Source organism: Morganella sp. BCCO 40_0007 (assembly GCF_032989665.1).
Taxonomy (GTDB): domain Bacteria; phylum Pseudomonadota; class Gammaproteobacteria; order Enterobacterales; family Enterobacteriaceae; genus Morganella; species Morganella sibonii.
Genome location: NZ_JAVBIN010000014.1, coordinates 122,750 through 138,531 on the forward strand (window position 1 = coordinate 122,750; position 15,782 = coordinate 138,531).

Below are 15,782 nucleotides of genomic sequence, written 5' to 3' on the forward strand. Positions count from 1 at the left end.
TCCGGGTACGGCAGCGTACCCGGATGATTCAGGCACGGAACAGCATCCCGGCCACTTCCCGGATCAGCTGTAAATTGAGCACAACCAGCACCACAGTGGCGACGGTCCCGAGTACGATCGTCAGCCGTGAGTTAACAAACACCCCCATGATTTTTTTGCTCGAGGTCAGCAGCAGCAGCGGGATCATCGAGAACGGCAGGGCGATACTCAGAAATACCTGAGTATAAATCAGCAGTTTTTCCACCACATCTTCGCGATCACCCCACAGATAAATACAGATAATCACCGGAATCACCGCCAGGCCGCGGGTGATCACACGGCGCAGCCACATCGGCAGGCGCAGATGAATAAAGCCCTCCATCACAATCTGGCCGGTCAGTGTGCCGGTGATTGTGGCATTCTGTCCGGAGGCCAGCAGCGCCACGGCAAACAGCGTCGCTAAGGTGGAACTGGCAATCACACCGACGATATCCGGGTTTTTCAGTGCATCATACAATTGGGTAAACCGCCCCAGATCCGACGGGTCATTACCGAAAAACAGCGCCGCCCCCAGTACCAGCAGCAGGCAGTTGATAATAAATGAAAACCCGAGCTGGATATTGGAATCGATAGTGGCAAAGCGGATGGCCTCGCGCAGTCCGGTTTCGCTGCGGCGATCATACTGACGGGTCTGTACAATCGAGGAGTGCAGATAAAGGTTATGCGGCATCACGGTGGCACCGACAATCCCCAGCCCGATCAGCAGAGCGGAATCCTGTCCGGCGAGTGTGGCGGTAAAGATTTTTTCAGACGGGATAAATCCGCGCATCATATCGCGCAGATTCGGATCAGACAGCGCCACTTCATAGGCGAAAATCACGAAAATCGTTAAAATCAGGACAAACACGAACGCTTCAATTTTGCGGAAACCGAGCTTCATCAGCACCAGCAGCAAAAACACATCCAGCACCGTCAGCAGGACACCGGCCATCAGCGGAATATCAAACAGCAGATTCAGCGCCACCGCACTGCCGATCACCTCTGCGATTTCAGTGGCCATAATTGCCAGTTCAGTGGTTATCCACAGCAGGGCGGCTGTTTTCGGCCCGACCCGTGAACGGGTGGCCTGAGCCAGATCCTGCCCGGTCACGATCCCGAGTTTCGCGCACATCGCCTGTAACAGCATCGCAATCAGGCTGGACAGCAAAATCACCGACAGCAGCAGATAGCTGTACAGCGCCCCGCCCTGAATCGAGGTGATCCAGTTACCCGGGTCCATATAGCCCACCGCCACCAGCGCCCCCGGGCCGGAAAACGCAAACAGCTTGCGCAGAAAACCGGCTTTTGCCCCGGCGACAGGGACGGTATTATTAATTTCAGCCAGACTGAGTTGCGGTGTATTCAGCATGATAAATCCGTCCGTGATCGTAATGATAACCATTATCACTATATCCCTTATCGTGATGCGGGATTATCACATTTGTGCGATCGCCGTCCGGTCAGATTTAGGATGATACCGGGTACGGCGCCTGCCGTAATGCGCTACCCTCTCCGCGCAGGCTCTGTCCAAAAGGAAGAAACATGAAAATCGGCAAGTACACGGTTTATGCCCCGTTTCTGGCGGATGATAAACCCAGTGAGGCGGAAATCTGGGGTGCATCGGTCTGGTTATGGATGCTGTCTCCGCGGCACAGTAAAACACCGCTGCGTGCCCTGGGAAAGCTGCTGCTGCCGCTTATCAAACAAAAACAGTACGTTCTGGTACTGGAAAACAACCAGCCCTGTTTTTTCCTCAGTTGGGGAGCGCTGAGCGCAGAAACGGAACAGCGTTATCTGTCCGGATGTGATGAGTCTGAGTTGTATCAGCAGCTGCGCAGCGGTAACCGTATCTGGTTATTTGACTGGATAGCACCTTCTGATGAGGATAATGAGATGGCGGAGCTTATTATGAGCACGATTTTTCCGGATCAGTGTTTTCGCATGCTGCGCCTGAATGAAAGTGAAAAAAGTATCAGAATCATCGAATTCAAAGGCCATAAACTCAGCGAAAAACAGGCGGCTGAATGGCGTGCCGCACATCCGGTTATGTATCCGCAGAAAGCGCAGCAGAATCAACAGGAGCAGCAATGAAGAAAATCGGTCTGGCCGTTATTATTGTATTATCCGCGGGATGTGCGGATGAAAATATTTATCCTGCCTATACGCCGGATTCCCTGAAAATGCATGCACAGGCCGCGATTAACCGCGATTTTCAGACCGGGGATATTGCTGATCTCACTATCAGTAATATAAAAGAAAATCCGCCGTCCGTAACTGGTAAGCGGAATATCGTTTTTTCGGTATCGTCTGCCGCGACAAACCGGGTTTATCACTGTATCCGTTCTGATTATTCCGTCCGCCGCTTCGGCACCCGCGATCTGAATCCGGAATCACCGGGGCATATGGTGTGTGAGCTTCAGAAAAAATCCTGAGTTTCCCGCCGGAAACCACCCGCAGGGTGTTATCCGTCAGTGAAGGGTGAAAAAAATCAGGGAAATTCCGAGCAGCATTAATAAGACGCCGATAATTTTGTCCGCCAGAAGCTGGCGGCTGAGGATCTTATTACGGATAACCGGATTGGAGAAAAACAGCGCAATTAAGCTGAACCACAACCAGTGAGCAAAAGAAATAAAGGCACCGTAGCCGAAATTTATCATCAATGTGTTATCACGGCTGATCACCTGGGTGTATACCGATACCACAAATAACATGGTTTTCGGGTTCAGGGCGTTCACAAAAAAGCCGTTACGGAATGCCCCGGAAGCTGACAGCGCGGGGCTGTCTGAACTGCTGACGGAAATCCGGGTTTTATTGGTAAATGATTTAAACCCGAGCCAGATAAGATAAATAATCCCCAGCGATTTAATCACGGTAAATAACGCCGGTGACTGCATAATTAACAGCGTCACGCCAAATACCGTATAAATCACATGTAACTGCACACCAAAGGCAATACCGAGTGCTGAAAACAGGCCGGTTCTTGTGCCGTACAAATAACTGTTACGGGTGACGGCAGCAAAGTCCGGTCCCGGACTGATCACCGCCAGAGTGGTGATCACCGCGACTGCAATAATTTCATTCATTGTGAATATCCCTGATAAAAACTGACCGGAATAATGAGTATTATTTTTCTCATTATTGTTTCTGTATCTTTATTATCAGTCGTTTGTGAAAGGGATAAAAACGATATATCCTGTCATAAATACGTCAGTTTTTCTCACAGATAACGAGAATGAAATTACCGCCACTTTCCGCATTACGCTTTTTTGACGCCGCCGCCCGGAGCGGCAGTTTTGTCCGCGCCGCAGAAGAATTGCATGTCACTCACGGTGCTGTGAGCAGACAAATCCGTCTGCTGGAAGAGGAACTGGGGATTTCATTGTTTGAACGGCGCAACCGCGCCGTATTCCTGACGCCGGCGGGACAGACGCTGTTTCAGACCACCGGGCGGATCTTCAGTCAGCTTGCACAGACCGTGGAAAAAATACAGCATCAGCAGCGCGATAATGTCATCACGCTTTCCTGTGAGCCGACGATCGCCATGCGCTGGCTGATCCCGCGCCTCAGTCATTTCTATCAGCGTTATCCGGCGATTACCGTCCGGCTGGTCACTGCCGGCGGTGCGATTGATTTTCAGAAAACCGGTGCGGATATCGCACTGCGGCGCAATGATTTCAAATGGCGGCCGGATATTCATGCGGTGAAATTGTGCCGGGAATTTATCGGCCGGGTACAGCGGCCGGGCACCGGAGCCGGTGATGCTCTGCTGATACCGGCGACACGACCGGATGTCTGGCAGACCTGGCAGCACTTATCCGGGGACGATTCTCACCGGCTTCGGACCGTTTCCTATGAACATTTTTATATGTGTATTCAGGCGGCGCTGGCGGGACAGGGGATCACCGTGGCTTCATTTCTGATGGCGGCGGATGAATTACTGTCAGGGCAACTGGCAGCGCCGGGCGGATTTATGACGGACAACACATCGTATTATCTGTTATTTCCGTCAGCGCCGGAAAAAGAGAGTCCGGAATGGATTTTCACATCGTGGCTGCGGACGCAAATTAATGAGAGTCTGGCCGGATTGTCATTACCTGTCAGCGGATAACCGGTAATTGCCTGATACCACCCGTAATCAAACACACATATTTTACCTGTGTCAGACTCATCAGCTGATATTTTGATGTATGCTGTGAGATATGATGGAAAAATTATCTGAATTATATCATTTTATTACCGCGAGCTCCGTTTTATCGGCGGCGATTCTGGTGGTTATTCTGCTGGTCACCTGGTTTCTCGGGCGGCTCATATTTCTGCGCGTGGCAAAACGTCTGCTGTCATTATTTACCAACCTGACTGACGACAGCATGATCCACAGTATTGCCAAGAAGAGCGCATCTGTTGTGTCTGTCACGCTGGTGCTGTATCTCAATAAAATGCTGCCGACGTTCTCAGCAGAAATGAATATTCTGTTTAATACGGTGTGCACTGCATTTCTGATTATTAATCTGGCTTCACTGGTCAATGACGGGCTGGATATCTTTATTCTGCGTCATACCGGACGCTCATCGTACCGGAACAGCTCAATAAAAGGGTATATTGAGATTGCTAAAATCGGGGTGTGGATTGTTTCCTTTATCCTGATTATTGCCTTAATGACCTCGCAGTCACCGCTGATTATTATTTCCGGTTTCGGTGCCGTTGCTGCGGTGCTGATGTTTGTCTTTCAGCACACCTTATTATCCTTTGTGGCCAATATTCTGGTATCCAACGGTAAGGTGCTGAAACTGTATGACTGGATAGAATTACCCGGCAGTAATATCAGCGGTGAAGTGATTGATATTGCACTGCATACCATTACTGTCCGTAACTGGGATAATACAATTTCACGTATCCCGACAAAAGATTTCCTGACTGAAAAATACACCAACTGGCAGCCGATGTTTTCTTCCGGCGGCCGCCGGATTAAACGCAGTTTTTATATTGACCAGTCCTCGGTGTCGTTTGCGGATGAAACCTTATTAGCGGAACTGCGGAATCAGGAAGCCTTTCGTCAGTCTCTGGATGACATTCTGTCGGAAAATACCGGTTACGATGACGTGAAAGAGTGGATGGCCGCAAAAGGCGTCACCAATTTACAGTTATTCCGTAAATATCTTCTCAGCTGGATAAAAATGCGCGGCGATGTGCGGACAGATATGTATCTGGTGATCAGAACAATGTCACCGACACCGGAGGGATTACCGGTTGAAATATACTGTTTTACCCGCTCCACAACCTGGGTTGATTATGAGGAAACCCAGTCGCAGATATTTGAATATGTGAATGCGTCGGCAAAATATTTCCGGCTGGATATTTACCAGCAACCGTCCGGTCATGACCTGGCGAATCTGCGATACAGAGCCGGACGGTGATGTGTCCCGCCCGCAGATAACGGGCAAAAACGAAAAGCCGCTGTAAATACATCCCTGTACGCTCAGGCGCGTCATCCATGACGCGCATGCTTTTCGTTTTCTTTTCCCGTTATCGCGGACTCTGTCCTGAGTGGGTTAACTGCACCTCAAACCCCAGAATCAGGCTCTCCAGGCCGTGCAGAAAGGCCTGTTCACCATCATCACTGTCCATAATGTGCAGGGCTTCCCGCAATAACGGCGGCAGAGTGTCATCCGCTGCTGCGGGACGATCACCCGAAGCCGCGTTGTGCTCCTGCTGCTCCAGCACGGCACCCAGCGTAAAATGACTGACCGCCGAAATCGCATATAACCCGTCCCGCAGGGAAAAGCCGTTGTCGGTCATAAACCGTAACTGGGTTTCCACCGTATCATACTGCTTTTCATCCGGGCGTGTACCGAGATGCACTTTTGCCCCGTCACGGTAACACAACAGCGCCCGGCGGAAACTCATCGCATTATTGCGCAGAAAAGATTGCCAGGACTCACCTTCCGCAGGCAGTGAATAGTCATGATGACGCGCCAGGATTTCCACCGCCAGCGCATCCAGCAGTGCCCGTTTATTTTTCACATGCCAGTAGAGTGTCGGTTGTTCTATACCCAGCTTCTGCGCCAGCTTGCGGGTCGTCAGCCCGTCAATGCCTGTCTCATTCAGCAGTTCCAGTGCTGCATCAATAACCGATTCTCTGTTCAGCCGTGCCATGACTATCTCCTCTGATTTCAGATTGACACTCTATCACTGATAGGGATATATTCCAACTCTATCAATGATAGAGAATTAACACAGGATCTGAAAAATGAATAAACCCGCCGTTATCGCGCTGGTGATTACACTGCTGGACGCGATGGGTATTGGTCTGATCATGCCGGTATTGCCGTCACTGTTGCGGGAATATCTCCCGGAGGCGGATGTGGCAAATCATTACGGCATTCTGCTGGCGCTGTATGCGGTGATGCAGGTCTGCTTTGCACCTCTGCTGGGCAGATGGTCAGATAAACTGGGACGCAGACCGGTACTGCTGTTATCGCTCGCGGGTGCTGCGCTTGATTACACGCTGCTGGCACTGTCCAATGTGCTGTGGATGCTGTATCTCGGGCGGATAATCTCCGGGATCACCGGTGCCACCGGCGCGGTTGCGGCTTCCGTGGTGGCAGACAGCACGGCGGTCAGTGAACGCACCGCCTGGTTCGGACGTCTCGGCGCGGCGTTCGGGGCGGGGCTGATTGCCGGGCCTGCTGTCGGCGGGCTGGCGGGAGATATCTCGCCGCATCTGCCGTTTGTGATTGCGGCGATACTGAATGCCTGCACGTTTCTGATGGTCTTTTTTCTCTTTAAACCGGCGGTTCAGGCAGAAGAGAAACCGGCAGAGCAGAAAGCGGAAAGCGCAGGTATCAGTTTTGTCACACTGCTTAAACCGCTGGCGCTGCTGCTGTTTGTCTTTTTTACCGCACAGCTTATCGGGCAGATCCCGGCCACGGTCTGGGTGCTGTTTACGGAGAGCCGTTTTGCCTGGGACAGTGCGGCAGTCGGGTTTTCACTGGCGGGACTCGGGGCAATGCATGTTCTGTTTCAGGCGGTGGTTGCCGGGATACTGGCGAAACGGCTGAGTGAAAAAACGATTATCTTTACCGGGTTTATCGCCGATGCAACCGCATTTTTACTGATGTCCGCCATCACTTCCGGATGGATGGTATATCCGGTGCTGATCCTGCTGGCGGGTGGCGGGATTGCCCTGCCTGCATTGCAGGGAATTATCTCCGCCGGGGCATCGGCAGCAAACCAGGGCAAATTACAGGGCGTGCTGGTCAGCCTGACCAATCTGACCGGGGTGGCAGGCCCGCTGCTGTTTGCCTTTATCTTCAGTCAGACACAGCAGAGCGCGGACGGAACGGTGTGGCTGATTGGTACCGTACTGTACGGCCTGCTGCTGGCAATCTGCCTGCTGATCAGAAAACCGGCACCGGTGGCGGCAACCTGCTGACCGGCGCTATACAGGCAGCGCTGTTGTGCGGTATGGTGGACGGCATTCGTGCTTATCACCTGCCATGATAAGCCTCAGACACAGAGGAACCGTTATGAAATCACGCGCAGCAGTCGCCTTCGGGCCTGGTTTACCCCTTGAAATTGTTGAAATTGATGTGGCACCGCCGAAGAAAGGTGAAGTGCTGGTGAAAATCAGTCACACCGGGGTATGCCATACCGATGCCTACACGTTATCCGGTGATGATCCGGAAGGTCTGTTCCCGGTAGTGCTCGGCCATGAAGGTGCCGGGGTGGTGGTTGAGGTCGGCGAGGGCGTAACCAGTGTGAAACCGGGCGACCATGTGATCCCGCTGTACACCGCCGAATGCGGTGAGTGTGATTTCTGTACCTCCGGCAAAACCAACCTCTGTGTCGCGGTCCGCGAAACCCAGGGCAAAGGCGTGATGCCGGACGGCACCAGCCGTTTCTCCTATAACGGTCAGCCGCTCTATCACTATATGGGCTGCTCAACATTCAGCGAATATACCGTTGTCGCGGAAGTCTCACTGGCGAAAATCAATCCGCAGGCCAATGCGGAACAGGTTTGTCTGCTCGGCTGCGGCGTGACCACCGGGATCGGTGCGGTGCACAATACCGCGAAGGTACAGGAAGGGGATTCCGTGGCGGTATTCGGCCTCGGCGGTATCGGGCTGGCGGTGGTGCAGGGGGCGCGTCAGGCAAAAGCCGGACGTATCTTTGCTATCGATACCAATCCGTCCAAATTTGAACTGGCAAAACAGTTCGGTGCCACAGACTGCATTAACCCGAATGATTATGACAAACCTATTCAGCAGGTGCTGGTCGAAATGACCAAATGGGGTGTTGATCATACCTTTGAATGTATCGGTAATGTCAATGTGATGCGGTCGGCACTGGAAAGTGCGCACCGCGGCTGGGGACAGTCGGTGATTATCGGGGTGGCGGGTGCCGGAAAAGAGATTTCAACACGTCCGTTCCAGCTGGTCACCGGGCGGGTCTGGAAAGGCACGGCGTTCGGCGGCGTGAAAGGCCGTACTCAGTTGCCTGGAATGGTGGAAGATGCCATGAGCGGTAAAATCGAGCTGGCACCGTTTGTCACGCACACCATGGAACTGGATAAAATCAACGAGGCGTTTGATTTGATGCACGATGGTAAATCCATCCGCACAGTTATTCATTACTGATAACGTATTCAGGGAGATAATATGGAACGGATTGAACACCACGCTTGTTTCGGCGGCAGCCAGGAAGTCTGGCGTCATCACTCTGCGGTAACCGGCACACCGATGACGTTTTCGGTGTTTTTGCCGCCGCAGGCAAAAACAGAAAAATGTCCGGTGCTGTACTGGCTGTCCGGGCTGACCTGTAACGAGCAGAATTTTATCACCAAAGCCGGTGCGCAGCGTTATGCGGCAGAGCACGGTCTGGTGATTGTCGCGCCGGACACCAGTCCGCGCGGCAGTCAGGTGGCGGATGATAAAGAGTATGATCTCGGGCAGGGCGCCGGGTTTTATGTCAATGCCACACAGGAACCGTGGCAGGAACATTATCAGATGTATGATTACATTCTGGATGAGCTGCATACCCTGGTGACAGGGCATTTCGGCACGTCGGAAAAACGCAGTATCTGCGGGCACTCGATGGGCGGACACGGCGCACTGGTACTGGCGCTGCGTAATCCGGAGGCGTTCCTCAGTGTGTCGGCGTTTGCGCCGATTGTGTCACCGTCACAGGTGCCGTGGGGCGAAAAAGCGTTCTCTGCCTATCTGGGACAGGATAAAGCGGTGTGGGAACAGTATGATGCGGTCAGACTGATCGAATCCGGCCACCGCGTCGCGGATGTATTGGTTGATCAGGGGCTTGCGGATACGTTCTTCAGTAAGCAGCTGAAAACCGGGTTACTGAAATCGGCCTGCGAAACACACGCTATCCCGCACACTATCCGTGTGCATGCCGGTTATGATCACAGCTATTACTTTATTGCGAGTTTTATCGCGGATCATATCGCCTGGCATGCGGCACGTCTCAACGCATAAACCCGGTCAGCCGGGTTTTTTCTGCGACAGGTATTTTATCGGTACATGCGGCGTCAGCCAGACGCCGTTATCCGCCAGATAGAACGGATAACCGGTTTTATACATCTCTCCGGCGGCAATGGTGAGTACCACCGGTTTGCCGTGGCGGGCACCGACCGTCAGCGCGGTATCTTCATCCGCACTGAGGTGGACATAATGCCGTGATCCGGCAATCAGCCCCAATTCACAAATATCACTGATAAACCGGATAGCGGTGCCGTGATAAAGTGTGTCCGGCGGTGTCTGCGGCGGATAATCTATCGCCACCTGCCCGGCGGAGTGTCCCTGTGCCGCGCGGATGTACATACCATCGGATGAGATCGTAAACCGTTTTTTATCATTGGTCTGCACTATTTCATCCAGTGTTCCGCGATCAAACGGCGTGCCGTGAACTGTGGCCTGACGCAGCAGTGCGGCAATCTCTGTCCAGCCCTCACCGTCGAGGCTGATCCCGATGGATTCCGGTTTGTGCCTCAGGACATAGCTCAGAAATTTACTGATTTTATCGTATTGATTCATCGTGTTTATTTTATCGTGTTTGCCGGTGATCCGGCGGTGATATCATGGATGAATTATACGCGTCTGCGGCGGTAAAAGGGAGAAAGGACTGCGATAACCCTGCGCTGTATCAGATACTGACGGCGGAATAACCGCCGTCAGTCTGTTTTTAAATAGTACTGAGTTCGCGGTTACGGGTTTCCGCGCCGAGGAAGAGCACCGCGAGAATAGCGATCACTACCGCGGCACTGAAGATCAGGAAAATCGTGCTGACAGCAAACTGATACTGAATCAGGTAACCGGCCAGCAGCGGCCCGAGAATCCCGCCTATCCGTCCGATGGCTGTGGCAGTTCCCGCACCGGTGGCACGGACACTGTCCGGATACTGCTCCGGGGTGTAGGCGTAGAGCGCGCCCCAGGCACCGAGGTTAAAGAATGAGAGCAGCATACCGGAGATGACCAGTGCCGTGGCGGTTTCCGCGCAACTGAAGCCGTACGCGCTGATTGCTGTCCCGGCGAGATAGGTCACCAGCACGAATTTGCGGCCGTAACGTTCAATCAGCCAGGCGGCACTGAAATAGCCGGGCAGTTGGGCGAGTGTCATGATCAGCACATACTGGAAGCTTTTTATCAGACTGAAACCCTTGAGGATCGCCACGCCGGGCAGCCAGAGAAAAATACCGTAATAGGAAAACACCACACAGAACCACAGGATCCACAGCATCAGGGTGGCACGGCGGTATTGCGGCGACCAGATCAGCGCCATTGACTGCGCCACCGTAAGTTTCGGGCGCTCCTGTGCGGTATAGCGGGATACCGGTTCCGGCAGTTTTGCCCGCAGCCAGAGCGCATACAGCGCAGGCAGGGCGCTGAGCAGCATCGCCGTGCGCCAGCCGTAATCCGGGATAACATAATAGGCAATCAGCGCCGCAATCAGCCAGCCCACAGCCCAGAAACTTTCCAGCAGCACAACCACGCGGCCGCGCTCGTGAGGGGCCACGCTCTCACTGACCAGCGTGGACGCCACCGGCAGCTCCCCGCCCAGCCCCATGCCGATAAAAAAGCGCAGCACCAGAACCACCGCCAGCGAACCGGCGACAGCCGTCAGGCCGGAACCGAGACTGAACAGCAGCAGGGTGAGAATAAACACCGGTTTACGGCCTTTTCTGTCCGCCATAATACCGAAAACAAAGGCACCCACAGCCATTCCGGCAGCATTGAGACTGCCGATCCAGCCGAGCTGCGAGGCACTCAGCCCCCAGTCTGCCTGTAAGGCCGCCAGCAGAAATGCCAGCAGTCCGACATCCATGGCATCAAATGTCCAGCCCATCCCGGCTATCCATAACAGCTTGTTACGTGAGGTGGCTGACGCCGCCGTGTGTGTCCGGAGTGTCGTCATGATTGCGGCCTTTTTTATCCGTCAGAAGAAATGTGTTTAGTATACTAAACAATAAAAGTATAAATGTTAATCATAAAATACCGTTTTAAAGAGACGGCAACATATAAAAAGAACGGAAACCGGTGGACAGCGCTGTTTTTAAGGTTATTCCGTTATCTTCATCCGGGGGGCTGTTCTATTATGAAGTGTTATAGTGCTCACAGCCGTCTGCCGGTCTGCGATGCCGGAATTGTGATGATAATAATCAGGGAGTTAAGCAATGGGATTAACCTTTGGCATTAAAAGTACCCTGCTGATCGCCGGTATGGCGGTAACAGCCGGTGCGGCGGGTAAACCGAATGTGATTGTTCAGGATGTAAAACTTAACAAAGCAACGATTTTCCTGCGCGGGGCAGAGCTGAGTAACAGCGCAACACTCAATCTGCCTGCCGGTGACAGTGATATCATCCTGACCAATGTGGCCGGAAACATTAATCCGAGCAGCTTATCCGTTATGCTTGATAATGATGATGTCATTATTCAGTCAATCAATCTGCGCAGCGAAATTGAAAAACCGGTGTATTCAGATGACATCAATGCCATGAAAGCGCAGATTGAGGAACAGGATCTGGCTATTCAGAAGCTGAATATGCAGACTGAAATCAATAACGAGCAGCTTGGCCTGTTGCGTGACCAGAATTTCTTCGGTACCGGCGGTGCGCCGCTGACACAGGAACAATCGGTGCAGAAGCTGGATTTTATCCGCAGTCAGATGGCAAAAATCTATGCGGAACAGCTGGAATACACTCGGCAAATTAATGAAAAAACCGAAGCACTGACTCTGCTGAAAGCGCAGTATGAAGAGAAGATTGCACAGTTTAAGGAACGCCGCACTCAGCTGGTGCTGAATGTGTCAGCGAAAAAAGCGGTAACTGCGGCACTGGATATTGACTATATCACGCCGGATGCGGCCTGGGCGCCGTCCTATGATATCCGCAGCACCGGTATGGATAAGCCGGTGACGCTGACCTATAAAGCGGATGTGATTCAGAATACCGGTATTGACTGGGATCAGGTGGATCTGGTGCTGTCATCCGCTGACCCGGTGCAGAGCATCGCGCCGCCGCAGCTTTATCCGTGGTATTTATCGATGATGAAAGACTACGGTGTGCTGGCCGAAATGACGGCTGCCCCGGCACCGGCGATGATGGCCGATGCGGAATACAGCCGTAACCGTATGGCGAAAAAAGCCCCCGCCGGCGGGATCTCGTCGTTTGTTACCGCAGAGAGTAACGGTATCAGCCTGACCTATACTATCGATAAGCCGTATTCCCTGCCGTCCGTTGCGGAATCCCGTTCACTGACTATCAAGCAGACGGATCTGGACGGAAAATATCGCTATATCACACGGCCTAAGATAGATGAACATGTGTACTTACAGGCGGTTGTGGAAAATGCACCGGCGCTGAATCTGCTCAGCGGTAAGGCGAATATCTATTTTGATAACCGCTATATCGGGCAGACCTATATTGATTCCGGCCTGATCACCGATGAGCTGGAAGTACCGTTTGGTATGAATAAAGATATTCAGGTCAGCCGTAAGGTGGACAATAAGATGACAAAACAGCCGGGTATCCTGGGCTCTGCGGTTGAACAGACCGAAGGGTATGTGATCACGCTGTCATCCTTTGCCAAAGCGCCGCTGGTGGTAACGGTTTTTGACCAGATCCCGGTCAGTCAGGATAGCAATATCCTGGTGAAAGATGTCTCAACGGGTGAAGGTAAAGTGAACAAACAGACCGGTGAAGTGGAATGGAAAGCGGAACTGAAGCCGCAGCAGACAACAGAACTGCCGCTGAATTACACACTGAAATACCCGAAAGATAAACCCGTTAACGGTTTATAATTCCCGCAGGTAACAAAGCAAACGGCCGGGAACCCCGGCCGTTTTTCACAGAAAGAAAAGAAAGATTAGTCGCCGATAACGGTACCGGTTTTACCCTCAATACCCTCTTTGGCTTTATCCAACAATGTAATCAGTGCCTGACGGCCTTTTTTACTGCGGCTGAAAGAGAGCGCGGCTTCCACTTTCGGTAACATCGAGCCCGGCGCAAAATGTTTTTCATCGATATAGCGCTGCGCATCCGCAGAGGTCAGTTTATCCAGCCACTGCTCGTTTGGTTTGCCGAAATTGATGGCAATTTTCTCTACTGCGGTCAGGATAATCAGCATATCCGCATCGATCATCTCCGCCAGTTTGGCACTCGCCCAGTCTTTGTCGATAACCGCGTTGGCACCGTGCAGTTTGTTGCCGTCGCGGATCACCGGAATTCCGCCGCCACCGACGGTGATCACCAGCTGATCGGCATCCAGCATTGCTTTAACTGTTTCTTTTTCAATAATATCAACCGGTTTCGGTGATGACACCACACGGCGGTAACCCCGGCCCGCATCCTCGCGCATCTCAAACCCTTTCAGGGTCAGTGCATCCGCTTCTTCTTTGGTATAGAACGCGCCGATAGGTTTGGTCGGGTTTTTGAATGACGGATCGGCGGCATCGACTTCCACCTGTGTCACAATCGTGGCGACCGGCTTATTGATCCCCCGGCTCAGCAGCTCTTCACGCAGCGCATTCTGTAAATCATAACCGATATATCCCTGGCTCAGAGCCACACAGACTGACATCGGCAGAACCGGCGATTTGGCTTCGGTTTTGCTGGCCGCCTCAAAGGCGCCGGTTATCATTCCGACCTGCGGGCCGTTGCCGTGTGTGACCACAACGCGGTATCCCTGAGCAATCAGGTCGGCGATCACGACAGAGGTGGTTCTGACAGCAACCCTCTGTCCCGGAAGATCATTTCCCAGTGCGTTGCCGCCCAGTGCTAATACGATTGTTTTTTTCATCCTTTTTTACCCGTAATAAATGAGTTGAAACGATAATCGGAAAAATTAATAACACCGGTGCGGTGTTTTAAACGGACGGCGTTTCAGGAAACGGCCGCGGCCGGGTTCAGCCGTAAATTCACCGTCACGGTAAACAATATCACCGCGTGACAGTGTGCAGCGGACAGCACCCTGTACGGTCATACCCTCGTACGGGCTGTAATCTGCGTTATCGTGCAGATCCGCGTGGCGGATCGTGGTTTCCTGTGCCGGGTCGATAATGGTGATATCACCGTCTGAGCCCGGGCGGATCACGCCTTTTTCCGGCCAGATACCAAACAGTTTTGCCGGCATCGCACTGGTCAGGGAAACAAAGTGTTCCGGCGAAATCCGTCCCTGCATCACGCCCGCAGAAAACAGCAGTAACATGCGGTTCTCAACGCCCGGCAGGCCGTTCGGACAGCGGGTGAAATCCCCGCCGGACAGCGCCAGACGCTGCTGATACGGGAACGTGCAGTGGTCGGTGGCGACCACATCAATATCGCCGTCATCAATACCCAGCCAAAGCGCATCCGCTTCCCGGCGGTTACGCAGCGGCGGGCTGAGAATAAATTTCAGGCCGTCATCACGCTCATAACAGCGCTCATCAAGGAACAGATACTGCGGACAGGTTTCTATCCAGACCGGCTGATGACGGTCTTTCGCCATCTTCAGGTAATCAAGACCTGATCCGTTGGAAAGGTGAACAATATAGAGCGGCGCATTGCCGCAGATCCGGGCCAGGTTGATCATCCGGCCGATAGCTTCTGTTTCGCATTCCGCCGGACGGCTCAGGGCATGGAAAATCGGCGAGGTCTGACCTTTTTTCACAAATTCCGCCTTGCGCTGCGCAATCACCGCGTCATTTTCCGGATGCACGGTGGTCAGTGCCCCGGAACGGTTAAGCTGTTGCAGAGCGCGTAAGATATCCGGATCATCCAGTTTGTACTGATAGGTCAGATAGAGTTTAAAACTGCTGATCCCGTCCGCCACCATCAGCGGGATTTCCTTTAAAATATCGTCATTGATATGCTGGATGACGCCGTGAAAACTGTAGTCGATAACGGCACGTCCTTTGGCGTAGCGGTGATAATTCTCGAGCTGGTGGTGCAGTGAACAACCCGCCGGACCAAATCCCATATGATCGATAATGGTGGTGGTACCGCCGCAGGCTGCCGCACGCGTGCCGGTGTAAAAATCATCACAGCTGCGGGCAAGGCCGACATCAATATTAAAGTGGGTATGAACATCAATACCGCCGGGAAAAACATAACATCCCTGTGCATCAATAATCCGGTCATTTGTCTCCGGTACAATATCCGGTGCAACCTGTGAGATCAGGCCGTTTTCAATCAGAACATCCTGCCGGTATTGTCCGTCCGCATTGACAACGGTGCCGTTGATAATAACTGTGCGCATAGGGGGTACTCCTGAAAAAG

The 15,782-nt window shown here is 52.8% G+C and carries 15 protein-coding genes; 8 read left to right on the top strand and 7 right to left on the bottom strand.

Translation table 11 applies throughout. From position 1 onward, the window contains the following. Positions 1-28: 28 nt before the first annotated feature. Positions 29-1,420, bottom strand: a complete 1,392-nt coding sequence (locus R5268_RS17120) for an Nramp family divalent metal transporter (protein WP_317419893.1) — start codon at positions 1,418-1,420, stop codon at positions 29-31. Positions 1,421-1,560: 140 nt separating this feature from the next. Here R5268_RS17120 and R5268_RS17125 point away from each other — a divergent pair, with 140 nt between their 5' ends. Both R5268_RS17125 and R5268_RS17130 read left to right on the top strand, forming a co-directional pair. Next, the gene (locus R5268_RS17125) at positions 1,561-2,109 is read left to right on the top strand and encodes a toxin-activating lysine-acyltransferase (RefSeq protein ID WP_052927101.1); all 549 of its coding nucleotides are present in this window, start codon (positions 1,561-1,563) and stop codon (positions 2,107-2,109) included. Next, positions 2,106-2,450 (top strand): hypothetical protein, encoded by a 345-nt coding sequence (locus tag R5268_RS17130; protein WP_230657377.1) that lies wholly within the window; start codon positions 2,106-2,108, stop codon positions 2,448-2,450. Before R5268_RS17125 ends, R5268_RS17130 begins: the two co-directional genes overlap by 4 nt. A 36-nt stretch (positions 2,451-2,486) precedes the next feature. Here the strand turns inward: R5268_RS17130 and R5268_RS17135 are convergent, their stop codons facing one another. Then, on the bottom strand, positions 2,487-3,101 hold the full coding sequence (locus R5268_RS17135; protein ID WP_317419898.1) for a LysE family translocator: 615 nt from the start codon (positions 3,099-3,101) through the stop codon (positions 2,487-2,489). 149 nt (positions 3,102-3,250) lie between these two features. Between R5268_RS17135 and R5268_RS17140 the strand changes: the two genes are divergently transcribed. After that, a complete protein-coding gene (locus tag R5268_RS17140; RefSeq protein ID WP_317419899.1) occupies positions 3,251-4,126 on the top strand; it encodes a LysR family transcriptional regulator in 876 nt (291 codons plus the stop codon). A 94-nt stretch (positions 4,127-4,220) separates the two neighbouring features. Continuing rightward, on the top strand, positions 4,221-5,432 hold the full coding sequence (locus tag R5268_RS17145; protein WP_166708915.1) for a mechanosensitive ion channel family protein: 1,212 nt from the start codon (positions 4,221-4,223) through the stop codon (positions 5,430-5,432). Positions 5,433-5,541: 109 nt separating this feature from the next. Here the strand turns inward: R5268_RS17145 and tetR(D) are convergent, their stop codons facing one another. Beyond that, positions 5,542-6,171: a tetracycline resistance transcriptional repressor TetR(D) gene (tetR(D), locus tag R5268_RS17150; protein ID WP_218455066.1), complete on the bottom strand. Its 630-nt coding sequence runs from the start codon at positions 6,169-6,171 to the stop codon at positions 5,542-5,544. A gap of 94 nt (positions 6,172-6,265) precedes the next feature. Here tetR(D) and tet(D) point away from each other — a divergent pair, with 94 nt between their 5' ends. From tet(D) to fghA, 3 genes are all read left to right on the top strand, one after another. Continuing rightward, positions 6,266-7,450 (top strand): tetracycline efflux MFS transporter Tet(D), encoded by a 1,185-nt coding sequence (gene tet(D), locus R5268_RS17155; protein ID WP_317419901.1) that lies wholly within the window; start codon positions 6,266-6,268, stop codon positions 7,448-7,450. A gap of 94 nt (positions 7,451-7,544) precedes the next feature. Then, positions 7,545-8,654 (top strand): S-(hydroxymethyl)glutathione dehydrogenase/class III alcohol dehydrogenase, encoded by a 1,110-nt coding sequence (locus R5268_RS17160; RefSeq protein ID WP_004236057.1) that lies wholly within the window; start codon positions 7,545-7,547, stop codon positions 8,652-8,654. A gap of 21 nt (positions 8,655-8,675) precedes the next feature. Then, entirely contained in the window at positions 8,676-9,506 is an 831-nt protein-coding gene (gene fghA / locus R5268_RS17165; protein WP_317419904.1) for an S-formylglutathione hydrolase, read from the top strand. A gap of 6 nt (positions 9,507-9,512) precedes the next feature. Here the strand turns inward: fghA and R5268_RS17170 are convergent, their stop codons facing one another. Both R5268_RS17170 and R5268_RS17175 read right to left on the bottom strand, forming a co-directional pair. Continuing rightward, positions 9,513-10,064, bottom strand: coding sequence for an RNA 2'-phosphotransferase (locus tag R5268_RS17170; RefSeq protein WP_218455069.1), 552 nt, complete (start codon positions 10,062-10,064; stop codon positions 9,513-9,515). A gap of 148 nt (positions 10,065-10,212) precedes the next feature. Next, complete coding sequence (locus R5268_RS17175) at positions 10,213-11,442, bottom strand: MFS transporter (RefSeq protein WP_218455070.1); 1,230 nt, start codon at positions 11,440-11,442, stop codon at positions 10,213-10,215. A 259-nt stretch (positions 11,443-11,701) separates the two neighbouring features. Here R5268_RS17175 and R5268_RS17180 point away from each other — a divergent pair, with 259 nt between their 5' ends. Beyond that, positions 11,702-13,327 (top strand): DUF4139 domain-containing protein, encoded by a 1,626-nt coding sequence (locus tag R5268_RS17180; RefSeq protein ID WP_317419907.1) that lies wholly within the window; start codon positions 11,702-11,704, stop codon positions 13,325-13,327. 65 nt (positions 13,328-13,392) lie between these two features. Here the strand turns inward: R5268_RS17180 and arcC are convergent, their stop codons facing one another. Next, entirely contained in the window at positions 13,393-14,325 is a 933-nt protein-coding gene (gene arcC / locus R5268_RS17185) for a carbamate kinase (RefSeq protein ID WP_107679449.1), read from the bottom strand. 45 nt (positions 14,326-14,370) lie between these two features. Continuing rightward, positions 14,371-15,762, bottom strand: coding sequence for a dihydropyrimidinase (hydA, locus tag R5268_RS17190; protein WP_317419909.1), 1,392 nt, complete (start codon positions 15,760-15,762; stop codon positions 14,371-14,373). Positions 15,763-15,782 lie beyond the last annotated feature (20 nt).

Excerpts from the sequence above, each read along its gene's own strand:
- R5268_RS17120 (WP_317419893.1), bottom strand. The coding sequence starts at position 1,420 with ATGGTTATCATTACGATCACGGACGGATTTATCATGCTGAATACACCG.
- R5268_RS17125 (WP_052927101.1), top strand. The coding sequence starts at position 1,561 with ATGAAAATCGGCAAGTACACGGTTTATGCCCCGTTTCTGGCGGATGAT.
- R5268_RS17130 (WP_230657377.1), top strand. The coding sequence starts at position 2,106 with ATGAAGAAAATCGGTCTGGCCGTTATTATTGTATTATCCGCGGGATGT.
- R5268_RS17135 (WP_317419898.1), bottom strand. The coding sequence starts at position 3,101 with ATGAATGAAATTATTGCAGTCGCGGTGATCACCACTCTGGCGGTGATC.
- R5268_RS17140 (WP_317419899.1), top strand. The coding sequence starts at position 3,251 with ATGAAATTACCGCCACTTTCCGCATTACGCTTTTTTGACGCCGCCGCC.
- R5268_RS17145 (WP_166708915.1), top strand. The coding sequence starts at position 4,221 with ATGGAAAAATTATCTGAATTATATCATTTTATTACCGCGAGCTCCGTT.
- R5268_RS17160 (WP_004236057.1), top strand. The coding sequence starts at position 7,545 with ATGAAATCACGCGCAGCAGTCGCCTTCGGGCCTGGTTTACCCCTTGAA.
- fghA (WP_317419904.1), top strand. The coding sequence starts at position 8,676 with ATGGAACGGATTGAACACCACGCTTGTTTCGGCGGCAGCCAGGAAGTC.
- R5268_RS17170 (WP_218455069.1), bottom strand. The coding sequence starts at position 10,064 with ATGAATCAATACGATAAAATCAGTAAATTTCTGAGCTATGTCCTGAGG.
- R5268_RS17175 (WP_218455070.1), bottom strand. The coding sequence starts at position 11,442 with ATGACGACACTCCGGACACACACGGCGGCGTCAGCCACCTCACGTAAC.
- R5268_RS17180 (WP_317419907.1), top strand. The coding sequence starts at position 11,702 with ATGGGATTAACCTTTGGCATTAAAAGTACCCTGCTGATCGCCGGTATG.
- arcC (WP_107679449.1), bottom strand. The coding sequence starts at position 14,325 with ATGAAAAAAACAATCGTATTAGCACTGGGCGGCAACGCACTGGGAAAT.
- hydA (WP_317419909.1), bottom strand. The coding sequence starts at position 15,762 with ATGCGCACAGTTATTATCAACGGCACCGTTGTCAATGCGGACGGACAA.